The 22,733-nt window shown below is 42.5% G+C and carries 22 protein-coding genes and 2 pseudogenes; 16 read left to right on the plus strand and 8 right to left on the minus strand.

Annotated elements, in window-relative coordinates; genetic code table 11:
- Positions 1-4: 4 nt before the first annotated feature.
- The 8 genes from FSB73_RS09680 to FSB73_RS09710 all read right to left on the minus strand — a co-directional run bounded on the left by FSB73_RS09680 (position 5) and on the right by FSB73_RS09710 (position 9,325).
- Entirely contained in the window at positions 5-1,081 is a 1,077-nt protein-coding gene (locus tag FSB73_RS09680; protein ID WP_146781354.1) for a sensor histidine kinase, read from the minus strand.
- 18 nt (positions 1,082-1,099) lie between these two features.
- Positions 1,100-1,936 carry a LiaF transmembrane domain-containing protein gene (locus tag FSB73_RS09685; RefSeq protein WP_146781356.1) on the minus strand — a complete coding sequence of 279 codons (837 nt, stop codon included), beginning with the start codon at positions 1,934-1,936 and terminating at the stop codon, positions 1,100-1,102.
- A gap of 187 nt (positions 1,937-2,123) precedes the next feature.
- Entirely contained in the window at positions 2,124-2,999 is an 876-nt protein-coding gene (locus tag FSB73_RS09690; RefSeq protein WP_225974676.1) for an OmpA family protein, read from the minus strand.
- Between the two features lie 309 nt (positions 3,000-3,308).
- A complete protein-coding gene (locus tag FSB73_RS23240) occupies positions 3,309-3,461 on the minus strand; it encodes a hypothetical protein (protein WP_158639482.1) in 153 nt (50 codons plus the stop codon).
- 250 nt (positions 3,462-3,711) lie between these two features.
- A complete protein-coding gene (locus tag FSB73_RS09695) occupies positions 3,712-4,839 on the minus strand; it encodes an RNA-guided endonuclease InsQ/TnpB family protein (protein WP_317132873.1) in 1,128 nt (375 codons plus the stop codon).
- A 212-nt stretch (positions 4,840-5,051) separates the two neighbouring features.
- The gene (locus tag FSB73_RS09700) at positions 5,052-7,007 is read right to left on the minus strand and encodes a M56 family metallopeptidase (protein ID WP_158639483.1); all 1,956 of its coding nucleotides are present in this window, start codon (positions 7,005-7,007) and stop codon (positions 5,052-5,054) included.
- 84 nt (positions 7,008-7,091) lie between these two features.
- Complete coding sequence (locus tag FSB73_RS09705) at positions 7,092-8,894, minus strand: M56 family metallopeptidase (protein ID WP_146781364.1); 1,803 nt, start codon at positions 8,892-8,894, stop codon at positions 7,092-7,094.
- Between the two features lie 74 nt (positions 8,895-8,968).
- A complete protein-coding gene (locus FSB73_RS09710; RefSeq protein ID WP_146781366.1) occupies positions 8,969-9,325 on the minus strand; it encodes a BlaI/MecI/CopY family transcriptional regulator in 357 nt (118 codons plus the stop codon).
- Between the two features lie 322 nt (positions 9,326-9,647).
- Between FSB73_RS09710 and FSB73_RS09715 the strand changes: the two genes are divergently transcribed.
- The 16 genes and pseudogenes from FSB73_RS09715 to FSB73_RS09780 all read left to right on the plus strand — a co-directional run bounded on the left by FSB73_RS09715 (position 9,648) and on the right by FSB73_RS09780 (position 22,628).
- The gene (locus FSB73_RS09715; RefSeq protein ID WP_146781368.1) at positions 9,648-10,238 is read left to right on the plus strand and encodes an NADH-quinone oxidoreductase subunit B; all 591 of its coding nucleotides are present in this window, start codon (positions 9,648-9,650) and stop codon (positions 10,236-10,238) included.
- 41 nt (positions 10,239-10,279) lie between these two features.
- Positions 10,280-10,792, plus strand: coding sequence for an NADH-quinone oxidoreductase subunit C (locus tag FSB73_RS09720; protein ID WP_146781370.1), 513 nt, complete (start codon positions 10,280-10,282; stop codon positions 10,790-10,792).
- Between the two features lie 59 nt (positions 10,793-10,851).
- Positions 10,852-11,082 carry a hypothetical protein gene (locus FSB73_RS09725; RefSeq protein WP_146781372.1) on the plus strand — a complete coding sequence of 77 codons (231 nt, stop codon included), beginning with the start codon at positions 10,852-10,854 and terminating at the stop codon, positions 11,080-11,082.
- Between the two features lie 160 nt (positions 11,083-11,242).
- On the plus strand, positions 11,243-12,487 hold the full coding sequence (locus FSB73_RS09730) for an NADH-quinone oxidoreductase subunit D (protein ID WP_146781374.1): 1,245 nt from the start codon (positions 11,243-11,245) through the stop codon (positions 12,485-12,487).
- A gap of 99 nt (positions 12,488-12,586) precedes the next feature.
- Entirely contained in the window at positions 12,587-13,117 is a 531-nt protein-coding gene (locus tag FSB73_RS09735) for an NADH-quinone oxidoreductase subunit NuoE family protein (RefSeq protein WP_225974677.1), read from the plus strand.
- A 34-nt stretch (positions 13,118-13,151) separates the two neighbouring features.
- Positions 13,152-13,613: a VOC family protein gene (locus tag FSB73_RS09740; protein ID WP_146781376.1), complete on the plus strand. Its 462-nt coding sequence runs from the start codon at positions 13,152-13,154 to the stop codon at positions 13,611-13,613.
- Between the two features lie 130 nt (positions 13,614-13,743).
- On the plus strand, positions 13,744-15,090 hold the full coding sequence (gene nuoF, locus FSB73_RS09745; RefSeq protein WP_146781378.1) for an NADH-quinone oxidoreductase subunit NuoF: 1,347 nt from the start codon (positions 13,744-13,746) through the stop codon (positions 15,088-15,090).
- Positions 15,091-15,204: 114 nt separating this feature from the next.
- Positions 15,205-16,296 carry a 2Fe-2S iron-sulfur cluster-binding protein gene (locus tag FSB73_RS09750; RefSeq protein WP_146781380.1) on the plus strand — a complete coding sequence of 364 codons (1,092 nt, stop codon included), beginning with the start codon at positions 15,205-15,207 and terminating at the stop codon, positions 16,294-16,296.
- A gap of 15 nt (positions 16,297-16,311) precedes the next feature.
- Positions 16,312-17,364 carry an NADH-quinone oxidoreductase subunit NuoH gene (nuoH, locus tag FSB73_RS09755; protein WP_146781382.1) on the plus strand — a complete coding sequence of 351 codons (1,053 nt, stop codon included), beginning with the start codon at positions 16,312-16,314 and terminating at the stop codon, positions 17,362-17,364.
- A 285-nt stretch (positions 17,365-17,649) separates the two neighbouring features.
- Positions 17,650-17,724: pseudogene (locus FSB73_RS26595) on the plus strand (NADH-quinone oxidoreductase subunit I); the annotation flags it as partial.
- A 24-nt stretch (positions 17,725-17,748) separates the two neighbouring features.
- The gene (locus FSB73_RS09760; protein WP_262712563.1) at positions 17,749-18,060 is read left to right on the plus strand and encodes a 4Fe-4S binding protein; all 312 of its coding nucleotides are present in this window, start codon (positions 17,749-17,751) and stop codon (positions 18,058-18,060) included.
- Between the two features lie 149 nt (positions 18,061-18,209).
- A complete protein-coding gene (locus tag FSB73_RS09765; protein WP_146781384.1) occupies positions 18,210-18,722 on the plus strand; it encodes an NADH-quinone oxidoreductase subunit J family protein in 513 nt (170 codons plus the stop codon).
- Positions 18,723-18,789: 67 nt separating this feature from the next.
- A complete protein-coding gene (gene nuoK / locus FSB73_RS09770) occupies positions 18,790-19,113 on the plus strand; it encodes an NADH-quinone oxidoreductase subunit NuoK (RefSeq protein WP_146781386.1) in 324 nt (107 codons plus the stop codon).
- A 295-nt stretch (positions 19,114-19,408) separates the two neighbouring features.
- Positions 19,409-20,397: pseudogene (locus tag FSB73_RS24680) on the plus strand (NADH-quinone oxidoreductase subunit L); the annotation flags it as partial.
- Positions 20,398-20,553: 156 nt separating this feature from the next.
- Positions 20,554-21,114 (plus strand): NuoL/Nad5 family protein, encoded by a 561-nt coding sequence (locus FSB73_RS24685; RefSeq protein ID WP_262712626.1) that lies wholly within the window; start codon positions 20,554-20,556, stop codon positions 21,112-21,114.
- A gap of 86 nt (positions 21,115-21,200) precedes the next feature.
- Entirely contained in the window at positions 21,201-22,628 is a 1,428-nt protein-coding gene (locus FSB73_RS09780; protein ID WP_146781388.1) for a complex I subunit 4 family protein, read from the plus strand.
- Positions 22,629-22,733 lie beyond the last annotated feature (105 nt).

Consider the following 22,733-nt stretch of genomic DNA (forward strand, 5'->3'; position numbering starts at 1 on the left):
ATCCTTAATCCTTTGTGTATTCAATGGGTATAATCAGCGTGGCCACAAAAAGATGAACAGCTGCGGTATGCTCATCCTGTTTAAGGGTCAGCTTCTCAATTTTCAAAAGATCGTTACGGGCAAAAAGCAGGTAAAGTCTCCTTTTGATCGATTCCAGGCCAAAACCTGTTCCTTTCACCGTAACACCATCTTTATCATAGGGGTTACTGATCTTAAAGATCAGATTTCCTTGAAAAGTCTTCACGGAAATGGTAATGGCTACCTCGCCGGTTGTGCCGTAAAGTCCGTATTTAATGGCATTTTCTACCAGTGGCTGTATTAAAAACGGTGGAACCTTTGTGGCTTCATTGTGAACCTGCATATCTTCCGTTATTTTTAGCCTGTGCCCGAACCGGACTTTTTCTATAGAAAGATATAGCTGCAGGTCATAAAGCTCTTCCTTTAATAAAACGGACCGGTCATCCTCCTTTTTCAAGGTGTTCCGTAAATAGTCTGACAGTTGCTGCACCATGGTTCTGGCATCCTTAGGCTGTTTATTGATCAGCGCATTAATGGAATTCAGGCTATTAAACAGAAAATGCGGTTGCAACTGCTGTCTTAGTTTAAAAAGTTCCGCCTCTTTACGTAAGTTTTCTGCTTGCTCCTGCAATTTTACTGCTTCTTCTGCCTTTTTTAATTCTGCCAGAATCAAATGGCAGATAATTGCCATACTTAATAATAACCATCCAATGATGATCCTGCCAATAATCGTTTTATCCCAGGAATCGACATAGAGCTGATTATGATCAAAGAACTCAAGGAGTGCATGCTTGCTAAAATAGACCCAGAGCATGGTCAGGATAAAACTCGGGATCTCTATAATACCATATTTGATGTATTTGGGTATATAGAAAACCGGACTATACCGGATAAATAAAACCAGGCCATACATCAGAAAATAAGCGCCCAGGCTATCCACGCCTGCGATCAGGGGCTCAATATGAAAAGTAAAATGTAACCATAGAAACTGTCCACCGGCTAGCGTAAACAAAAGTATCAGCGTGCTTAGTTTGATATTTAGTTTGTTGACATTGATGGGCATAGGTTGTTAGTATTTACCTTAATTTTTAATTTCAACGCCGCCACAAAATATGCCACCTCTGAGAATCAGTGTCTTTTTGTGGTCGTCCATAACGGTCATTCTTCGTTTATCTTCAATGCCACCTAAAATGGCAGTCAAATCATTTTGTACTTGCCAGTTGGCAGGTACAGTGATTTCCGCACCTCCGAATGCCACAGAGATATTGAGAACGGCTTTATCTTCTATGTCTGCCTGGGTGAGATTGATCTTGGCACCTCCAAAGGCACAATTAATGTTGCCTCCCTTAAAGGATTTTGTAAACATCGATTTTTCTGCACTCCCAAAAATGGAGTTAACGTCTAAAAAATCTTCGCTGCTCTTATCAACGGAGTCCCAATTACTAAAGGTGCATTCTCTATCATATCTTCCTCGGCCCCTGAAACGTCTGCGCATATGTGCCCGTCTGAAATCCGGATGATGATTTCTTTTAAGGATAAAGACAAGACCAATCAGGATGACTAATAGTGGTAATGCATAATTGCGTACCTGATCACTCAGTATATTTTCTTCCCTTAACAGAAAAAACAGGCCGATAATAATGGGAGGTAATCCTCCGAAGCCGTTTTTTAAAAAGATGAATGCGCCGATAACGATCAGGATCATTGGCCATGTAAAGAGCCAGTCAGGCAAGTAACCCCCAATAGCGGGGATTTGTTTTAATAGCAATACCACCCCTATGATAACAATAAAAATCCCAATAAGGGCTTTATTATGGCTTACCTTGGTATGAAACATGGCTTCATACTGCGCTCTTTCCTCCTCGGTTTTCTTTTCCACTTCAGGTCGCGCCCAGGTCTTATTTTCTTCGTTTTCCATCTCTCAAGATTTTATAAAACAAAATTACCAGCCTTTCATAGGTTTAAAAAGCCCTTTTCGCTAAATGACGGCAAACTTTCGGTAAACAGTATAAATTGAGCTTAAATTACGATAAATCAGCTATTTTTCTATGTTTTAGGCACAAAAAAGGGCTGGAAGCCCCTTTTTATTATAAAGATTACAATAGTCAAGGACCAGAATCCTTGCTTATTTGCTTATTTTTAGTCACCCTCAGGTCAATACGCCTATTCTGCGCCTTGCCTTCAGCAGTTTCATTGGTTGCAATTGGGTGCTCCTGACCATAACCCTCAGCTGCAACCCTGTCAGCAGTGATGCCATCGGCAATGAGTGCTGATTGAGCTATTTTGGCGCGCTCTGTACTTAATTTTAGATTACTTTCCGCATTGCCGGAGTTATCTGTATAACCTCCCAGTTTAATGGCTGCATTCGGGAATGCTTTTAAGATCAGTGAGATATTGTTTAATTGCTTTTTAGACTCGTCGGTGAGTTCACTGCTTGAGGTCTTAAAGTAAAGACGATCAAAGGAGATCCAGCCTTTGGTTTTATCCACTGTATCCACCTGGGCATTCGCATCATTTAAGAATTTGAATAGCTTGTTTTCCGTGCTGTTTACACCCACTGATTCAATCTTCGTTCCATTGGGTAAAGCAATGGTGGTCAGATCACCGGTGTTATAGATATAATTGCCCGTTACCGTATCTAATGTGCCCACTGTTGCATCTGCTGCCGGTGTGGAGATTGTGGCAGTGGTGGTATCCTGGTGGCTACCAATAACATGATCATGCACTTTTTCATTTCCCCAGCATCCTCTGAATAGCCAGATAATCAAACCCAGGATAATAATGGTTAATATGAGCGGGATAAAAAAACGATTGTCACCTTTGGAAAGATCCTTAGGGTGGCTATCATGATAATGTGCATCTGAATGCGCGGCCGCTGTATGCGGCGCTGGTTGCTGGACGTCGTGCACGCCGGATAGCAGGCTGCCAAAACCTAAAGACGCAGGGATGGCACTTAAAAATGCTGCCTTGTGATCTGACAAAAAGGAGCTTACTGACGCTTCAGAGCCGCCTTCTTCTGTAACATGTTTGCCGATACTTCCTAAAACACCAATCTCGGCAGTATCAAATAATTTCTGACATGCTCATTTTTAAGGCCTGCAAAGCCGGCAATCTTTTCCAATATACCATGTAGTTTGCCGCCAAAAAGGTCATATACAAAAGAGCCGGACTGTGTTGATTCTGCATTTTTTTATCCGCTGTTATAAATCCTGAGAGATCGGATAAAGAGTGGTTGGTGAAAATGTTTTTGGCTTCACTGACAACAGTTGATAAAAAGGAAGGTTCGTTGGCTACTTTATGTGCGATACCACCAAAAATGGTCGGAATAATCGCAGAAACGGCTTTTTTACAGACTCAGGGCTTTCACCGAGTTTGCCGGCTACGGCATCTGTAAAATTTCCGCTTAAAAGATCTTTCGCATAGTTCAGAATATTGCTATCCATAATGTATTAGTTTAGATGTGATTGATTATGTTGTTTATCACCATGTCCGAATAAGTTACAAATTAACAACAAAAATGATATAATCAAATACTAAGCCAAACCCACCTGGTAAAAAACCATGTTAAAATAATTGCGTATTCGTTAAGACACTTTTCAAGCCCCTTTATTAAAACTGTTTTACAGTTAAATACAGCGACCTGGTTCTAAAAGTAAGTCAACATACCCTCGCCTAGAAGGCGAGGGCTTGTCACTACTGTCGGATAAATCCGACAATGCGACCATGGGCTGATTGACTGCAGCCTAATTCGGCGATGTTTAATGCTGCATTCTTGTCCGCATGGTCACCGTGACCACAGCTGCAGCACACAAATTCGCTTTGAGTTTTCCGGTTTGCCTTTTCAATATGTCCACATTTATGACATCTTTGGGAAGTATAGGCTGGCGGTACCAAAAATACAGGTACGCCGGCCAGCTTAGCCTTATAGATGATAAATTGGCGTAATTGATGAAATGCCCAACCAGAAAACCTGGAACGCCTGCTCTTGCGAACCCTTTGCCGTCTGCGAATACCTGTTAGATCTTCTAACGCTATTGCAGATCCGGTGCGTTTGGCCTCGTCCACTATTCTTTTACTTATAATGTGGTTTTCATTCCTTTTAAACCTTTTCTCTTTTCCAGAGTTTTTTTTCAATTTTCTTTTTGCAGAACGGGTCTTCTTTTTTTGAAGACCAGTTCTTTTGGCTTGGTTTTTTTTATGTACCTTTTCAGTCTTCTGGCCATCAAAAGACTCGCCAGTAGATAATGTCGCTAACTGATTGATGCCCATGTCCACGCCGATCACATTTTCGTGATCTATTAATTCGGGTTCTGGAATATCGCAACTGACATTTAAAAAAAATTGACCGTTACGAAAAAACAAATCTGATTCTCCCTTTTGAAATGCCACCAAATTACGGGCATTATCTCCAACCTCGAATTTCATTATTTGCCTTCCCTCGAGCGTAAGAATGCTTAGGCTATCACTGGAGAGAGCAAAGCTGATCATACGACAGTCAAATGCTACCGCCCCTTTTAATCTGAAGGTTCTTTGGGAATCGATTGGACCTGTAGCCTTTTTGGCTTTAACCTTGTATGCATCTGCAACCTTACCAATAGCCCGGATGGTCATTTGTGATTTAAGTCCAAAATCCTCCCGTATAGCGTAGTAAGTTAGCTTATGCAACCTTATTCTGTTAAAACACTGGTTATCAAAAGCCACCGCTGATATTTGGTTGCAGGCAAGGTTCATTGCCGTTAATGTTTCCATTAACAGACCAAATTGCTCCCGATCAGGAACTAACTTTATTTGTGCTACAACTACGATATCTTTGACAAATATAGATAATTATTTTAGTATACGCAAATATTTAGCATAAAAAACTACAATTATTTTTCAAGCCAATTCTTGAGCTTAAGCCTCCGCCTAAAGGCGGTGGTTTCAACCCAAGAAAAGAGACAATGAATCTGAAGTGGCAAAAAAATAATGGGATCCAGTAATTATCCTTTTACTGAATCCCATGAATTTTAGAGGAGAAGAATAGAATTTATGGCTTACTGTGCTACCTTAAATATGATTTTTTGTTTTTGTCGGAAAACAACGGGCTTACCATCTATGGTGGCCGGTAACCATTTGCCACTGCGTTTAATCACGCGTACCGCTTCGGCTCCCGTTCCATAATCCTCTTTGGGTTGATTAATAGCTTTGACTTCTGAAATGTTCCCTTGTTTGTCGACTAAAAAGGAAACAGTGACCGGATAAGTGCCAGCTGGTGCATTATTATCCACAAGTATTCTTGTCCTTAAATTAACTTCCAGAAATTTGCGCCAGGCTTCCGGCCCTCCTGGAAAACTAGCTTCATGATCTACATGTGTACCTTTTGGCTGGAGTTCAGGATGCTGCTTAACATAGGCCTTTGTCTGGACAATAACGACACCTTCTGCAGCGTCCTGGCCATAAACTTTCGTAGCAGCACCGTCTTTCAATACAGAAATGGATGCGATGTCATTTGGTGATATGGTTTTCAATTCTTTTTTGTTGGTCTTTATGCCATCAACGATAAAAAGGGCATTTTGGGTTTTAAATCCTCCAGATCCTGCTGATACTCCAATTGCATTGTTGGGCTTGTCAGTAGTTTTATAACCGGTTACGGTAATTTCATTGGGGGTTGATGCCACGTCAACAGGTTCGTCTTTGACCACTTTGGGCGGACTAAACCGGTGTGTAGTGTCCCCTTTCTTAAAGCCCACAACGGTAATTGCCTTGTTTGCTTTGGCGGCGGCATGCCGGGTCGTTATGACGACAACGCCATTTATACCCTTCTTACCATATTTACTGGTCGTGGCTTTGTCCTTATGGACGTCCATGCTTTCAATGTCACTCGCATCGAGATCATCCAAAGAATAACTAGACGGCATTTGCTGGCCATCTACAATAATCAGCGGCGCTGGCCTATCTGGCGAAGTAAATTTTATTTTAGTCGTATCATTGGGCCTGGTAGAATCTGCTCCTGCAAAAGTAACCGTACCCGCCATAATTTGTTTGGTTTGACCGGGCTCAATCAACTTTAAATCATCTGCTTTTTGGGCGTTGACCATTGCCTGTAAATCTGCTGTTTGATCAGCGATTTTATTTTGATGCGCTCTAAGCGCAAATACGAAAGTTACCGTAAAGAGCAGCGGCAAGAATAAAAGCCGTCTGAGGTAACTATATTTGGGTTTATGACTATTGGTAATCATATGTAATCTTTTTTTAATAGATGAATAAGACAACGAATGTGCCGGTTCAAACCGGAATCCGCTAAATTGTGTGGCCAGTAGCATCCTGGCAAAAGCCTCGGCGTCCCCTTCTTCAACGGCCTTCTGGTCCGCCATAAACTCATGAATGAGGCCCAGCTCTCTTTGCATATAATAATAGATAGGGTTCATCCAGAAAACAGCACATAAAACCTGCATAAGTAGCTTATCCAAAGAGTGTTTTTGCTGAATATGGGCTAATTCATGCTGATAGATCTGCTTTCCCACGCTGTCCGATAACAATATGTCCTTTCTCCAAAATAGATTGTTTAAAAAGGAAAAGGGTGCCTGTTCAATATTGGTATTGATAAAGTTGATGTTATCCACGGTTTTTCTGGGAAATTTCCGCTTAATACTAAATACCCGGTAAATCCTGACCATTATTAGGCAGATTAAAACCAAGGTAACCCCTAAGGAACTCAGCAGTAGGGCCAGCTCCCAGTTAATCGGCTTTGGGCCTGTGGTGACCACAACGTCTAGTAGCTGACCGCTGCCCATCAGTTGAAACAAGGCCAGCATCCGTTCATTATCACTGCTAAAATCAAACATGCTGATATGTAGCAGGGGCAGTAATGCACTGAGAATAGCGGTGGATAACAGGTAAAACCGGTTATAGGGATGAAAATTTTTATTGCGCAGCGCCAGCCGGTAATAGGCAAAGAAAATAGCGGAGCACAGGATTACTTTTAAGAGATAGGCGATAAGGTGGTTCATAATTCTAAAAATTATGCGTAAATGATTTGTTTTTGGACAGAGCATTTCCTGCTCTTTGCCGAATAAGCCCCGGATCCTAGGCCGTTACTTCATAACTGCAAAAACAATATTTTGCTTTTCCCGGTAAATCACTGGATGGCCGTTTTGTTTAGCCGGTATCCATTTGCCACTGTTACGAACGACTCTTACCGCTTCAGCTGCGGTACCATAGTCCTTTTCGTCTTTACTGGTGGCCTGCACCTTAGAAATATTGCCTTCTTTGTCCACTAAAAAAGTTACCGTCACGTTGTAAGTACCTACAGGTGCTTTGTTATCCACCGGAACATTATTTCTCAGGTTGCGTTCCAGGTATATAGCCCAGGCGTCGGCTCCTCCAGGATAACTTGGTGGTTCTTGCACAGCGGTAAATATTTTTTGATCTCCTGCTTTGGCTGCAGTGGCTTTTGTGACAATTAAAACCGCACCGTTAGCGGCTCTGCTGCCATAAATTGCCGTAGCATTTTTGTCTTTTAAAACTGACATGCTTTCAATATCATCCGGGTTAACGGACTTTAATTTCTCCTGACTGATAGGTTTGCCATCTAGGACATATAACGGCGTCCCTTCGTGTGGCTTTGCAGGCCCTACTGTTATTTTTTCCTTTGAAGCTGTGCCTTCGCCTACCGTAACAGTTGTTATTTGTTTGGTCTGCTTGTTATCCTTCGTACTTGGCTCGCTATCATCTTCTGGATCTTTGTAGGTGACTACGGTGACCGTCCTGAGTTCCGGTTGAGCTTCCCTTCTTAGTTGGAGTTTTACTTTTTGGGGATGCGTTGTATCTACTGAGCTAAAAGTGATGGTTCTCTGCATGGATTTTGTATCTGCATTGGGCAAAGTTTCAGGGGTGAGCGCAGTCTTGCTCTCAGTCTCATTATTTGAGGCATTGACCTTTGTAAATTGTAAATCATCTGCTTTTTGGGCGTTGACCATTGCCTGTAAATCTGCTGTTTGATCAGCGATTTTATTTTGATGCGCTCTAAGCGCAAATACGAAAGTTACCGTAAAGAGCAGCGGCAAGAATAAAAGCCGTCTGAGGTAACTATATTTGGGTTTATGACTATTGGTAATCATGTGTAATCTTTTTTTAATAGATGAATAAGACAGCGAATGTGCCGGTTCAAACCGGAACCCGCTAAATTGTGTGGCCAGTAGCATCCTGGCAAATGCCTCGGCGTCCCCTTCTTCAACGGCCTTCTGGTCCGCCATAAACTCATGAATGAGGCCCAGCTCTCTTTGCATATAATAATAGATAGGGTTCATCCAGAAAACAGCACATAAAACCTGCATAAGTAGCTTATCCAAAGAGTGTTTTTGCTGAATATGGGCTAATTCATGCTGATAGATCTGCTTTCCCACGCTGTCCGATAACAATATGTCCTTTCTCCAAAATAGGTTGTTTAAAAAGGAAAAGGGTGCCTGTTCAATATTGGTATTGATAAAGTTGATGTTATCCACGGTTTTTCTGGGAAATTTGCGCTTAATATTAAATACCCGGTAAATCCTGACCATTATTAGGCAGATTAAAACCAAAGTCACCGCTAAGGAGCTCAGCAGTAGGGCCAGCTCCCAGTTAATCGGCTTTGGGCCTGTAGTGACCACGACATCTGGTAACTGCAGCTGACCACTGCCCATCAGCTGAAACAAGGCCAGCATCCGCTCATTATCACTGCTAAAATCGAACATGCTGATATGTAACAGGGGCAGTAATGCACTGAGAACAGCGGTGGATAGCAGGTAAAACCGGTTATAGGGATGAAAATTCTTATTGCGCAGCGCCAGCCTGTAATAGGCAAAGAAAATAGCGGAGCACAGGATTACTTTTAAGAGATAGGCGATAAGGTGGTTCATAATTCTAAAAATTATGCGTGAACATTGCAGATTGTTTAAAGCGCAATTTTGTTGCTAATAAACTTTAAACGACCTTATTTCTTTTTTAGTTGCTGTAGCAATAGCTCTAAATCCTGAATGCTCATTTCCTTTTCCTTAACAAGGAAGGATACGGCCTGCTGATAGGAGCCACTAAAATAACTGTCCACAAATTTAATAAGAGATCCTTTGGAGTAGCTTTCCTTGCTCACCAATGGAAAATACCGATGCGCTCTGCTAAATACTTCAAAATCAACGAACTTTTTCTCGATTAAGATTTTTAACATGGTCGCTACTGTATTGGTATGCGGTTTTGGATCGGGCATCTGATCAATAATATCTTTCAAAAACCCTTTCTCTACCTTCCATAAAGCCTGCATCACCTGTTCTTCGGATTTTGTTAATGTTTTCATTTAAATGCTAATTTTAATTACGCTGGAGGGTACCGCTCCAATTAATAAACCAAATATACAACTAAATATTTAGTTGCAAAATTTATTTTTTAATTATGTGCCCAAAAATCAGACATATCAAACAGGTAAAAATGGGCTAACTTCTTACAGATAGTCGATTATACCTGCCTTCGCAGCTAACAGTTGTTTGCAAATAACAAGCATAAAATTAGCTAATTCATTAATTAAAATTATTAATATTGCCTCCAGAATGCTACTTTTGTAGCTCAATTGTGATTATAGACCAGGCGCCAAAGTGCGTCTTATAGAAAAGGAGAAAATAATGGCACGTCCTGTAAGATTTAATATTCATCCTAAGCAATCCGATATACACGATAACATAGCTATCGCAGAAATGCCCGAAGGATTGAATGGTGAAGGTTATTTTGCCACCAATCTGGAGAAAGTAGTTGCTTTGGGAAGGAAAAACTCCCTTTGGCCATTACCATTTGCTACTTCCTGTTGTGGAATTGAATTTATGGCTACTGCTGCAGCCACCTATGACCTTGCCCGGTTTGGGGCAGAAAGAATGGCTTTTACCCCGCGTCAGTGCGATCTTTTAATGGTTATGGGCACCATTGCCAAAAAGATGGCACCCATTGTAAAGCAGGTATATATGCAGATGGCTGAACCGCGCTGGGTAATGGCAGTAGGCGCCTGTGCTTCTTCCGGTGGAATATTCGATACTTATTCAGTCCTCCAGGGGATTGACCAGGTTGTACCGGTAGATGTGTATGTGCCAGGTTGCCCTCCCAGGCCAGAAGCTATTTTGGATGGCTTTATGCGCATCCAGGAACTGGCCGGTCATGAGAGTCTGCGCCGCAGAAACAGCGAGCATTATAAAAAATTGATGGGCACTTATGGTATTCAATAATCTATAAAAAGTATAAGGAGTACCTAAAAGAGAATCTACCAATGACAAACGAAACGATACAGCAAAAAATCCAGGACAAGTTCGGTGAAAGCGTCAGGGGCTTTGAGACGCCTTACGGAATGCTGACTTTTGAAATTGCTGCAGATAAAAATATTGAACTTTTACAGTATCTATATGATGAGCCAGATCTGGCTTTTCGCTTTTTAACAGATGTTACCGTGGTACATTATCCAGATGACAAAGGCAGGGAACTGGCCATTGTATACCATTTGCACAACCTGGTAGACAATGTACGCTTTCGGTTTAAATGTTTTATAGATATCAACAAACCAGAAATCAATTCGGCTACTGTTCTTTTTGAATCCGCCAACTGGCAGGAAAGAGAAGCTTATGATTTCTATGGCGTTATTTTTAAAGGTCATCCCAATCTTAAACGCATCATGAATGTGGAAGAAATGGATTATTTTCCCATGCGCAAAGAGTTCCCATTGGAAGATCAGTCCAGAACGGATAAGGATGACGAGATGTTTGGCAGAGGCGGCAGTGTAAATTAGCGCGTAATTAGCTGTTGCAACGCGCTTTCTGGTGGAACATCAAAAAAAGGAGCATATCCGTGGCAAATAAAAACAGGCATCAAGCAAGTGGTCGTAGTCGAAAGATCTGGGGTTTTATTGTGGTATGGCTCGTTTTGTTTTTGATTGTAAAATCAATGGAGAAAATACTCATGATCACCGCAGTCGGTGCTATTGTTTATTGGGGTTCCAAGGCCCTGAAAGGCAGTGGAAGAAAGGATCAAATAGATGACCATATAAAAGGATCCAGTAAAAGTCTGGATCCGGAGTAAATTAAATTGTAGTAATGAAGGTTTTAAAGGCCGGATGGCCTCTTTTCATTATTAAAAATTAATTTATTTTGATGGTGTCAGCACTTCCGAAAAGCACAAATGGCATAAGATTCATTGGGTATTTCGGTTTCAATTATAATAAAGAGAAAGTACGAAGGTTATGGCAATAATAGAAGAGCAAGTTCAAAATAACAATATCAAGCTTCCTGACGGGTCGATTGAGAAGACAACGACCACCCTTAATCTGGGTCCGACACACCCGGCTACGCATGGTGTCTTCCAAAATATTCTGGAAGTGGATGGGGAGCGTATCGTCTCTGCTGAACAGACCATTGGTTATATCCACCGTGCTTTTGAAAAAATAGCCGAAAGAAGACCACTTTATCAGATTACTCCTTTGACGGACAGGTTAAACTATTGCAGCAGCCCTCTTAATAATATGGGTTGGCATATGACCTGTGAGAAACTTTTAGGCATCAAAACCCCTAAGAGAGTGGATTATCTGCGTGTCATTATAATGGAACTGGCCAGAATCTCTGATCATTTGATCTGTAATTCTATTATGATTGTAGATGCAGGGGGATTTACACCTTTTCTCTATCTGATGGAATATAGAGAACTTATTTACGAAATTTATGAAGAGATCTGCGGATCCCGTCTGACCACTAATATTGGCCGCATAGGCGGATTTGAACGCAATTTTAATAGTACGGTATGGGGTAAACTGGAAAAATTCCTGAGAGAATATCCCAAGGCGCTAAAAGAATTTGAAGCATTAACCCAGCGTAACCGAATCGTCATGGACCGATGTATCGGGTCAGGGCCGATATCGGCGGAGCGTGCGCTTAATTACGGTTTTACCGGACCAAATCTTCGGGCTGCCGGGGTGGACTACGATGTTCGTGTACACACTCCTTATAGCAGTTACGAAGATTTTGATTTTAATATACCGGTAGGTACTACCGGGGATTGTTATGACCGCTACCTGGTGCGTAACGGGGAAATGTGGGAATCACTGAAGATTATCAACCAGGCCTACCAGAAAATCCAGCAATTTAAAGGAGCAGATGCCGAGATCTTTCATGCAGATGCCCCTGATTATTATCTGCCTGAAAAAGCAGATGTATACACCAGTATGGAGGCGTTAATCTATCACTTTAAAATTGTGATGGGTGAAACAGAAATCCCTAAAGGGGAAGTTTATCACAGTGTGGAAGGAGCGAATGGCGAACTGGGCTTCTATCTGATCAGCGACGGAGGCCGAACGCCATACCGCCTGCATTTCAGGAGGCCTTGTTTTATATATTATCAGGCTTATTCAGAAATGACTAAGGGCGCCATGATCAGTGATGCTATCATTGTAATGAGTAGCCTGAATTTGATCGCCGGAGAGATGGATGCATAGCTTAGCGTAAGCGCAATGGCTTAACAGGGTCTAAGGTAAAGCAACCCATCATCTGGTAGATTTATACATTAATAAAGATTGACTCAATAGACTGAATCAATGGAAACGATAGAAAATATGGCAAATACGGAGGTCCAATTTTCCGAACAGGCATTAAACAAGGTAAAAGAAATTATCCATCGCTATCCCGAGGGCAAACAAAAAAGTGCCCTCATCCCAATATTGCACTTAGCACAGGATCAGTTTGGTGGCTGGCTGGATGTGCCGGTAATGGATTATGTAGCAGGGCTATTGCAAATCAAACCTATTGAGGTTTATGAAGTCGCTACTTTCTATACTATGTTTAATACAAAACCGGTTGGCAAATATGTATTTGAAGTATGTAAGACTGGTCCCTGTATGTTGAATGGAAGCGACGATATAATTAAATATATAGAGGAAAAACTGGGTATAAAACCAGGTGAAACGACGGCAGATGGCCTGTTTACCTTAAAACCAGCTGAATGTCTGGGTGCTTGTGGTTATGCGCCGATGATGCAGCTGGGTAAATTCTATAAGGAACACCTGACCCGGGAGAAAGTAGATCAAATTATTGAGCAGTGCCGGGCAGGAAAGATGGAGCTCAATTAATTTAAAAAGAGAAAAAAGAGAAAGCAAAAAATTAATGGAAAGTGTCATCCCATATCTGACTTTTGAAGGCAATGCGATCGAAGCCCTGGCGTTTTACACGAAGGCTTTAGAAGGCAGGGTGCTTTATAGTCAGACATTCAGACAATCAGATCTGGAGCCTAGCCTGCCCGAAGCTTGGAAAGACAAAGTCATGCATGCGGCTTTTCAGGCGGGGGACTTGCAACTGATGGTCAGTGACACGCCAGATAGTGATACAAAGGTGACCAGCGGTGACCAGGTGCAACTAGCGCTTAATTTCACCAGCGAAGCGGAAATTGACCGGGTTTATAGCAATTTAGCTATAGACGGACAAGTGACTTTAGCCCTTGAAAAGACCTTTTGGGGGGCTAAATTTGGTATGGTAACCGACAAGTACGGCGTCAAATGGATGCTGAATTTTGATTATACACAGGAAGATGTGGCAGATGTGACAGGCGCTACAGATGCAACGAATTAAAATACAAGTTGTTGCGATTTTTAGAATGGAAAAATGTTTGAAAAGTAAAGTGGACGGCTCTGGACAGTTTATCTGGTTTAATGGATCATGCGCCGGATTTTTACTTGCAAATTTTTAGATAAGACAGATAATGAAACTATTATTAGAGAATGCACATATTGAAGGTATCCGCTACTATGATGCTTACCGCAAACACGGTGGGTATAGAAGTGTGGAAAAAGCCTTAAAGATGACGCCGGATGAAATCGTGGATGAGGTCAAAAAAAGTGGCCTTCGCGGCAGAGGCGGCGCCGGATTTCCAACGGGGTTAAAATGGAGCTTCCTGGCTAAACCCGAAGGCGTGCCCAGACACCTGGTTTGTAATGCGGATGAATCTGAACCCGGCACGTTTAAAGACCGGTATCTGATGGAGTTCTTGCCTCATTTATTAATTGAAGGATTGATTGTATCCAGCTTTGCCTTAGGATCCAATGCCACTTATATATATATTCGGGGAGAATACGCCTGGATTCCTGATATCCTGGAAAGAGCTATTCAGGAAGCCAAAAACAATGGCTTCCTTGGCAAAAATATTCTGGGGACAGGTTTTGACCTGGAGATTTATGTACATCGGGGTGCCGGTGCGTATATCTGCGGAGAAGAAACAGCGCTTATTGAAAGCCTGGAAGGTAAACGTGGTAATCCACGTATCAAGCCACCTTTTCCGGCGGTCCAAGGTGTGTGGATGCGCCCAACAGTGGTCAATAATGTGGAAACACTGGCCGCCATTGTTCCTATTATTAATATGGGGGGAGAGGCGTATGGCAATATCGGTGTTGGTAAATCCACCGGTACTAAACTGATCTCTGCTTGTGGCAATCTCAACAAACCCGGTGTTTATGAGATTCCCTTTGACCTTTCTGTGGAAGACTTTATTTATAGTGATGAGTGGTGTGGCGGTATTCCTAATGGTAAGCGCCTGAAGGCCTGTATTCCGGGCGGATCATCTGTGCCGATTGTTCCGGCTAATCTGCTCACCAAGACCGCAAAAGGAGAGACCAGATATATGAACTATGAGAGTCTTTCAGATGGCGGATTCCAGACAGGTACCATGCTCGGTTCAGGTGGATTTATTGTGCTGGATGAGGATCAGTGCGTTGTCAAACATACGATGACGCTGGCTCATTTTTACATGCATGAGAGTTGCGGTCAGTGCAGCCCTTGCAGAGAAGGTACTGGCTGGATGTGGCGTATTTTGAAAAATATTGAGTACGGAAAAGGCAAGATGGAAGATATCGATCTGCTTTGGGATGTACAAAGAAGAATAGAAGGCAATACGATTTGTCCGCTGGGTGATGCGGCCGCCTGGCCGGTTGCAGCGGCTATCCGGCATTTTCGCGATGAATTTGAGTGGCATGTGCTCAATCCGGATGAAGCGCAAGTGCGTAATTATGGCCTCGCCCATTATGCAGATCGAAGAGAAATCCCGGCCCTATAGCTTAACTGTGACCTTGCAGGCATGGATTAAGCTATATGGCACGACGCATATTGAGCAGAAAAAAGGTTTTTAAACTCCCGGTTTTTTGCAAAAACCGGAGCAAATTAAATTGTGATGGCAGAACAACCTCTATTTAAGGTAACCATAGATAATGTGACGGTAGAAGTGCCGGCAGGCACCACCATCTTACAGGCAGCGCGTCAGGCGGGCTCCGAAGTGGCGCCTCCTGCTATGTGCTATTATTCCAAACTGGAAGGCAGCGGCGGAAAGTGTCGTACCTGTCTGGTAGAAGTCAGCAAAGGTTCTGATAAGGATCCAAGGCCCATGCCTAAACTTGTTGCTAGTTGCCGGACAACGGTGATGGATGGTATGGAAGTCAAAAACCTGACTTCAGAACGCGTGGTAGATGCCCGAAAAGGTGTAGTGGAGTTTTTACTCATCAACCACCCTTTGGATTGCCCGATCTGCGATCAGGCAGGGGAATGTCATCTGCAGGATCTTGCCTATAACCATGGCAATGCGGGTACCCGTTATGAATTCCAGCGCCGCACTTTTGAAAAACATTCTCTGGGTGATAAGATACAACTACATATGACACGTTGTATTCTTTGTTACCGCTGTGTTATGGTGGCCGATCAATTGACCGGTCAGCGGGAACACGGTGTGCTGGACAGAGGAGAAAGAGCTGAGATCTCTGATTATTTAGAAAAGAGCCTGGATAAGGAGTTTATAGGCAACATTATAGATGTGTGTCCGGTAGGGGCATTAACAGATAAAACCTTCAGATTTAAAAACAGGGTCTGGTTTTTAAAACCCTTGAATGCCCATAGAGATTGTCCCACCTGTAGCGGAAAAGTTACACTTTGGAACAGAGGGGATGAAGTTTTCAGGGTAACTGCCCGTAAAGATGAGTGGGGCGAGGTTGAAGACTGGATCTGTAATGAATGCCGTTTTGACAAAAAGAAAACCAGTGACTGGGTAATCGAAGGACCCAGAGAGATCAACCGCCATTCTGTTATCAGCCAGAATAAATATGTTGGTCTGGTAAAACCACAAGAAACCATAGATGAGGTAATAGGCAAAGAACCCAGGTTATTTTTAGACATCCATGATGTCAGCCAGGTCAATGAAAAGGACAGAGATCTTAGCCTGATAGAAGGACCGGCACATTCAACAGATTTTAAGGAAAACGAGGAAAAAAAATAGTAAATCCGATAAGGCATGACATTATTAGCTTTTGACTGGGCGCTTTTTATTGAGAAATTGATACTCATCGCAGTCGTCATATTTGGTTCACTGGGTATCGCCCTGTATTCAACCTGGGCCGAGAGAAAGGTAGCCGCTTTTATGCAAGACCGTATCGGTCCTAACCGGGCAGGTCCTTTTGGGTTATTACAGCCATTTGCCGATGGGGCAAAACTGATTTTTAAAGAGGAAATCATTCCGAGCTCAGCCAATAAATGGTTGTTTATTCTGGGACCGGGTATGGCCATGACGGCCGCGCTTATTACCAGTGCAGTTATCCCCTGGTCCAGCCATCTGGAAATTGCCGGAAGGATTATGCCGCTACAGGTGGCAGATGTAAACATTGGGATTTTGTATATTTTTGGCGCTGTTAGCCTGGGTGTCTATGGTATTATGATCGGAGGCTGGGCTTCCAATAATAAGTTTTCACTTTTAGCCGCCCTTAGAGGCGCCTCTCAGGCCATTAGCTATGAACTGGCAATGGGTATTGCGCTAATCGCGCTGCTGATGCTCACCGGATCCTTAAGTCTTAAAGACATCGTGCAGCAGCAGATGGCTCCGGGTCATTACTGGAACGTTGTTTATCAACCACTTGGATTTTTGATTTTTATCGTTTGTATTTTTGCGGAATGTAACCGTACACCGTTTGACCTTTCTGAGGCGGAAAATGAATTGAACATGGGCTATCACCAGGAATACTCCTCTATGAAGCTTGGATTCTATCTGTTTGCAGAATATGTCAATATGTTTGTGGCAAGTGCTGTTATGGCAACTTTGTATTTTGGAGGCTATGATGTGCCTTTCTTAAATGAGAGCCTGCTCTCTCCAAATGTTGCCGCGCTGGTGGGAATCATTGCCCTGATGGTAAAAATCGTCATCTTTATATTCATTTTTATGTGGGTACGGTGGACGATTCCAAGATTCCGTTATGATCAGCTAATGGAATTAGGCTGGAAAAAGCTCCTGCCTCTGGCCCTGGCCAATATGCTGATTACTGCAGTCGTCATTTTATGGCTGCAGCATAAATAGAAAGTGTCCCACCTGTAAAGCGGGAAGGGATGATCATTTTAAAAAAGTTCAGATTTGGAAACCCTGATTTTCAGGAGTAAAACAGATCTGATGACAATAGAAAAAGAGAAGCAATTATGCAGTCTTTAACCAATAGAAAGGCAGACGTCAACAGAAGTCCTATGACTTTCGCAGAGAAGATCTATATCCCGGAGATCGCCCGGGTATGGCCATTACTTTGAAGCACTTCTTTAAAAAGAAGGCGACGTACAGCTTTCCGGAACAGAAAAGACCTTTCAGCCCGGTATTCAGGGCTTACATGTATTAAACAGAGATGAAGAGGGTAGAGAGCGTTGCACCGCATGCGGACTTTGTGCCGTCGCCTGTCCGGCGGAGGCCATCACGATGGAAGCGGCTGAGCGCTTGCCGGGTGAAGAGAATTTATACAGGGAGGAAAAGTATGCTGCCCGATACGAGATTAATATGCTGCGTTGTATTTTCTGCGGTCTTTGTGAGGAGGCTTGTCCCAAAGATGCTATTTATCTGTCAGAAACATTCACGCCTTCAGATTTTGCCCGCAAGAAGTTTATTTATGGCAAACCAGACCTTTTGATCCCAAATCCGGTGACAGAGCCAGAGGCATATCAGGCTGCCCTGGGAAGAAATGTGGAGACAACAAAAGAGGCCTTTGAGAAATTAAAAAATAAGCACCTTTAGAGGGTGCTAATTAAAAAGTGTAAAGGTTAGGATTAGAATAGAGATTTAAAATAGAGATTTAATAAAACGGGTCTGGTGGCATTAAATAATTAAAATTTGAAAGCATCAGACCTGGAAAATGAACCAATAAATCATTTGAAACTATTAAGATGGGAATAACCGCTATTGTTTTTTGGATATTATGTGCACTGACGCTTTTTAGTGCCATTATGGTACTGGTCAGCAAAAATCCTGTGCATAGTGTACTGTGGCTGGTCGCAACTTTCTTTTCTATTTCCGGGCATTATATCATGCTCAATGCACAGTTTTTGGCCATTGTTAATATCATCGTCTATGCAGGTGCCATAATGGTGCTGTTCCTGTTCGTGATCATGCTGATGAACCTCAACACCCGGACAGAACTTAAAAAGAATCTCTGGATGAAGCTAGCAGGTGTAATCTCTGGCGGTATGCTGCTTTGGATACTCATTTCCGTTGTCAGGACTTACAGTGAACAAACCAAAGTGCATCCGGTTATCGCTGCTACCAATACCGGTAGTATTGGACTCATCAAAAATCTGGGGCAAGTATTGTTTACACAATACGCCTTGCCTTTTGAACTTTGTAGTGTGCTATTTCTCAGTGCCATGGTGGGTGCTGTCGTAATTGGTAAGAAAAATTAGCAGATTGTCCATCAATTACACGATGGACATCGCTTAATAATATTAAAACGAATTATAATTTTAGTTTATGCCTATTCAATATTATATCGCTCTGGCAGTCACTTTATTTAGCATCGGCGTTGTGGGGGTGCTTATACGCCGCAATGCCATCATCGTATTTATGTGTATTGAACTAATGCTGAATGCTGCAAATTTGTTGCTGGTGGCCTTTTCTAAAACCCATCCGGCCACCGCTACGGCGCCGCTGGCTGGCATAGACGGGCAGCTGTTTGTATTTTTTGTGATGGTAGTTGCCGCGGCCGAGGTAAGCGTAGGGCTGGCCATTATTGTCATGCTCTATAGGAACACGCATTCTGTGGATGTGGACTTTTTGAACAGATTAAAGAATTAAAGCATAGCAAGTACTACTTTATTTTATTAAAATAAACTGGTTATAAGCATATTACTATTTAGAACTGATTAATAATCATTATGAATTTAGCATATTTAGTACCATTATTTCCCTTGGCTGGTTTTTTGATCAACGGACTTTTCCGTAAACAGCTGAGCAAACAGGCTGTTACCCTGGTAGGTTGTGGGGTACTTTTGGCTTCATTTATTGTTAGCCTGGTTTTATTCTTTGACGTCAAAGCAGGGGAGCCATTACCAGCAATTATTTTGATTTTATAAATGTAGCGGATCTAAAGATTCCTTTTGCATTTCAGGTGGATCAGTTAACGGCAGTGTTCTTATTAATTATTACCGGCGTAGGTTTTTTGATTCATTTATATTCCAGTGCTTATATGCATGAGGAGACAGCACCTCATTTTGCCAGATACTTTGCTTATCTGAACCTATTTGTTTTTTCCATGTTGCTGCTGGTCATGGGTGCCAACTTCCTGATTATGTTTATCGGTTGGGAAGGTGTCGGTCTGTGTTCTTATCTGCTAATTGGTTACTGGTTTAAAAACAATCAGTTTAACTATGCGGCCAGAAAAGCATTTGTGATGAACAGAATAGGGGACTTAGGTTTTCTAGTGGCATTATTCTGGATCCTGGCTAAAGCAGGCACCTTAACCTATAGCGAACTGTTTACACCGGCCATGATGTCCAGCTTCAATAGCACGGATATCACTGCCATTACCTTATTATTATTTGTTGGGGCGACTGGTAAAAGTGCCCAAATTCCTTTATATACCTGGTTGCCAGATGCGATGGCAGGCCCGACGCCTGTTTCCGCATTGATTCACGCTGCAACCATGGTAACGGCAGGTATTTATATGATTGCCAGAAGCCACTTGCTATATTCTTTGGCTCCATTTACCAATCAGATCATTGCCATTATCGGTGTGGCTACAGCAGTCTTTGCTGCTTCTATTGCCTTAAAGCAAAACGATATTAAAAAAGTACTGGCCTATTCCACGGTGAGCCAACTGGGGTATATGTTTTGGGGCTTGGTGTTGGTGCTTATGGCGGTGCAGTATTCCACGTGATGACGCATGCTTTCTTTAAAGCGCTGTTGTTTTTGGGCGCCGGCTCTGTTATTCATGCGATGGACGGACAACAGGATAGCCGTTATATGGGCGGTTTAAAGAAGTTTATGCCAATTACGCATATTACCTTTTTACTCGCCTGCCTGGCTATCGCAGGCGTGCCACCATTTTCTGGCTTCTTTTCCAAGGATGAAATCCTGGCAGCGGCCTACGCCTCCAGTCCGGTGTTGTATTATTTTGGTGTATTAGGGGCACTGTTTACCGCTTTCTATATGTTTAGAATCTATGCCATGACCTTTCTGGGTAAATTCAGGGGAACCCAGGAGCAGGAGCATCATTTGCATGAGAGCCCTAAGGCCATGACTATTCCACTGTCCATTTTAGCTGTGCTTGCAGTAGTGGCTGGCTTTATCGGTATACCGGCCTTATTTGCACCGAATGCACATCTGCTGGAGCAGTTCCTGGCACCTGTATTTAGTGACTTACCTGCGCACAGCGAACACCTGAGCCATGGTACAGAGTGGATGCTGATGGGCGTGACCACTGTTTTAGTGATCTTATCTATCATCTGGGCCTGGAAGAAGTTCAGTAATTATGAACTGGACGCAACTGAAGAAAAAGGCATTGGTAAAGTCCTTGCAAGTAAATGGTATGTAGATGAGATCTACGACGCTGTAATCGCTAAACCCTTGCTTAAATTCAGTGGATTTCTTAAAAATATTGTTGATAAAAAGCTCATCGACGGCATTGTGAACGGAACCGGTCGCTTTGTTCAATACAGTTCCAGGCAGATTCGGCTGGTACAAAGCGGTCAGGTGGGTGGCTACATCCTGATGATGGTTTTATCCTTGGTGGTGTTATTTGTGGCCTTTTGGAATCAGGCTTATATATTGAAATTTATTCACTGGATATTCAAATAAGTAGTTAGATAAAAAATTAGAATATAATTGATTGAATAACAGAACGATCCATTAAAAAACATTTGTAAAGAGATTACAATACAGATATGATAGTTTTACTCATTTTAATTCCGGTTGTCGCAGGCATCATTTCCTTTTTTGTAAAAAGTGGGAAAGCTGCCCGGACGCTGGCCCTGGGCGCCTCGCTGTTGACTTTTCTGGCTGCCCTAGTGTTGGTAATAACCGCAAAAGGAACAGTAACGCTGGATAAAGAATGGTTGCCGCAGATTGGCAGCAATTTCTCTTTGTCCATGGACGGAATGGCCAAGATGCTTTGTTTGTTGAACGCAGTTGCGTTGCCGCTCATTTTATCTTCCACCATCCGGGAGCGCTACAGCAATAAGGGTAATTTCTTTGGATTATTACTATTGACGCAGGCGGGCATGATGGGCGTCTTTTTGGCAGCAGATGTCCTATTATTTTATTTTTTCTGGGAACTGGCCCTTATTCCCATCTACTTTCTATGCTCACAATATGGCGGCGAAAAGAAAATCCAGGCGATATTTAAATTCTTTATTTATACCTTTTTAGGCTCTTTATTTTTATTAATTGGCATAATTTATCTGTATTTAAAAACACCAGATCAAAGCTTTGCACTGAGCAGTTTTTATCATTTACACCTAACCGCTACAGAGCAAAACATCGGATTCTGGTTATTCTTTCTGGCTTTTGCCATTAAAATGCCAGTCTTCCCGTTGCATACCTGGCAACCGGATGCTTACGAGCAGGCGCCCTCAGCAGGCACGATGATCTTAAGTGCCGTGATGGTAAAAATGGGTATTTATGCGACCATTCGCTATGTACTTCCTATTTTCCCTGAAGCCGTACACACTTTCAATCATATTATTATCATTTTTGCCGTTGTTGGTTTACTCTACGCTTCGCTGATAGCGATCCGACAAGATGATTTGAAAAGGCTGATTGCCTATTCTTCCATCGCACATATAGGCCTTATGTGTGCTGCCGTTTTTTCTTTACAGGAAATCGGACTGGAAGGGGTGATGATCCAGATGTTCAACCATGGTATTAATGTACTGGGCCTTTGGATCGTGGCAAGCGCTATTGAACAGCAGACTGGTACCCGTAAATTAAGTGAGATGGGTGGGCTGGCCACCAAGGCACCGGTGCTAGCTATCTTATTTATGATTATGACACTGGCCAACGTTTCTTTACCACTGACCAACTCTTTTATCGGCGAGTTTTTGATGTTCAACGGCTTATTCCGTTATAATATTTGGGCGGGCGCATTTGCCTGTGTGAGTATTATCCTGGTAGCGATTTATTCGCTCTGGGCAATGCAGAAGATGTTTTACGGTGAGGTTTCTGAGTTTACGAAAAATGCAGTAGAGGCACCCAAAAACACACAGTATGCTTTGGTTGTGATCACCATTGTTATTATCGTATTAGGTGTTTATCCGGCTCCGTTGTTAGATCTTACAAAAGATACAGTACAAGCGGTCATGCACCTTAAATAAAACTGACATGGCAAAAGCATGTGCGGCGTATATATCTAAAGGTGATATTGGGATTGGGATTTGTTATTAATAAAAGAAAGTAAATAAAAGGGTTCGCATTTAAAA

It is taken from the genome of Arachidicoccus ginsenosidivorans, assembly GCF_007971385.1.
Classification (GTDB): domain Bacteria; phylum Bacteroidota; class Bacteroidia; order Chitinophagales; family Chitinophagaceae; genus Arachidicoccus; species Arachidicoccus ginsenosidivorans.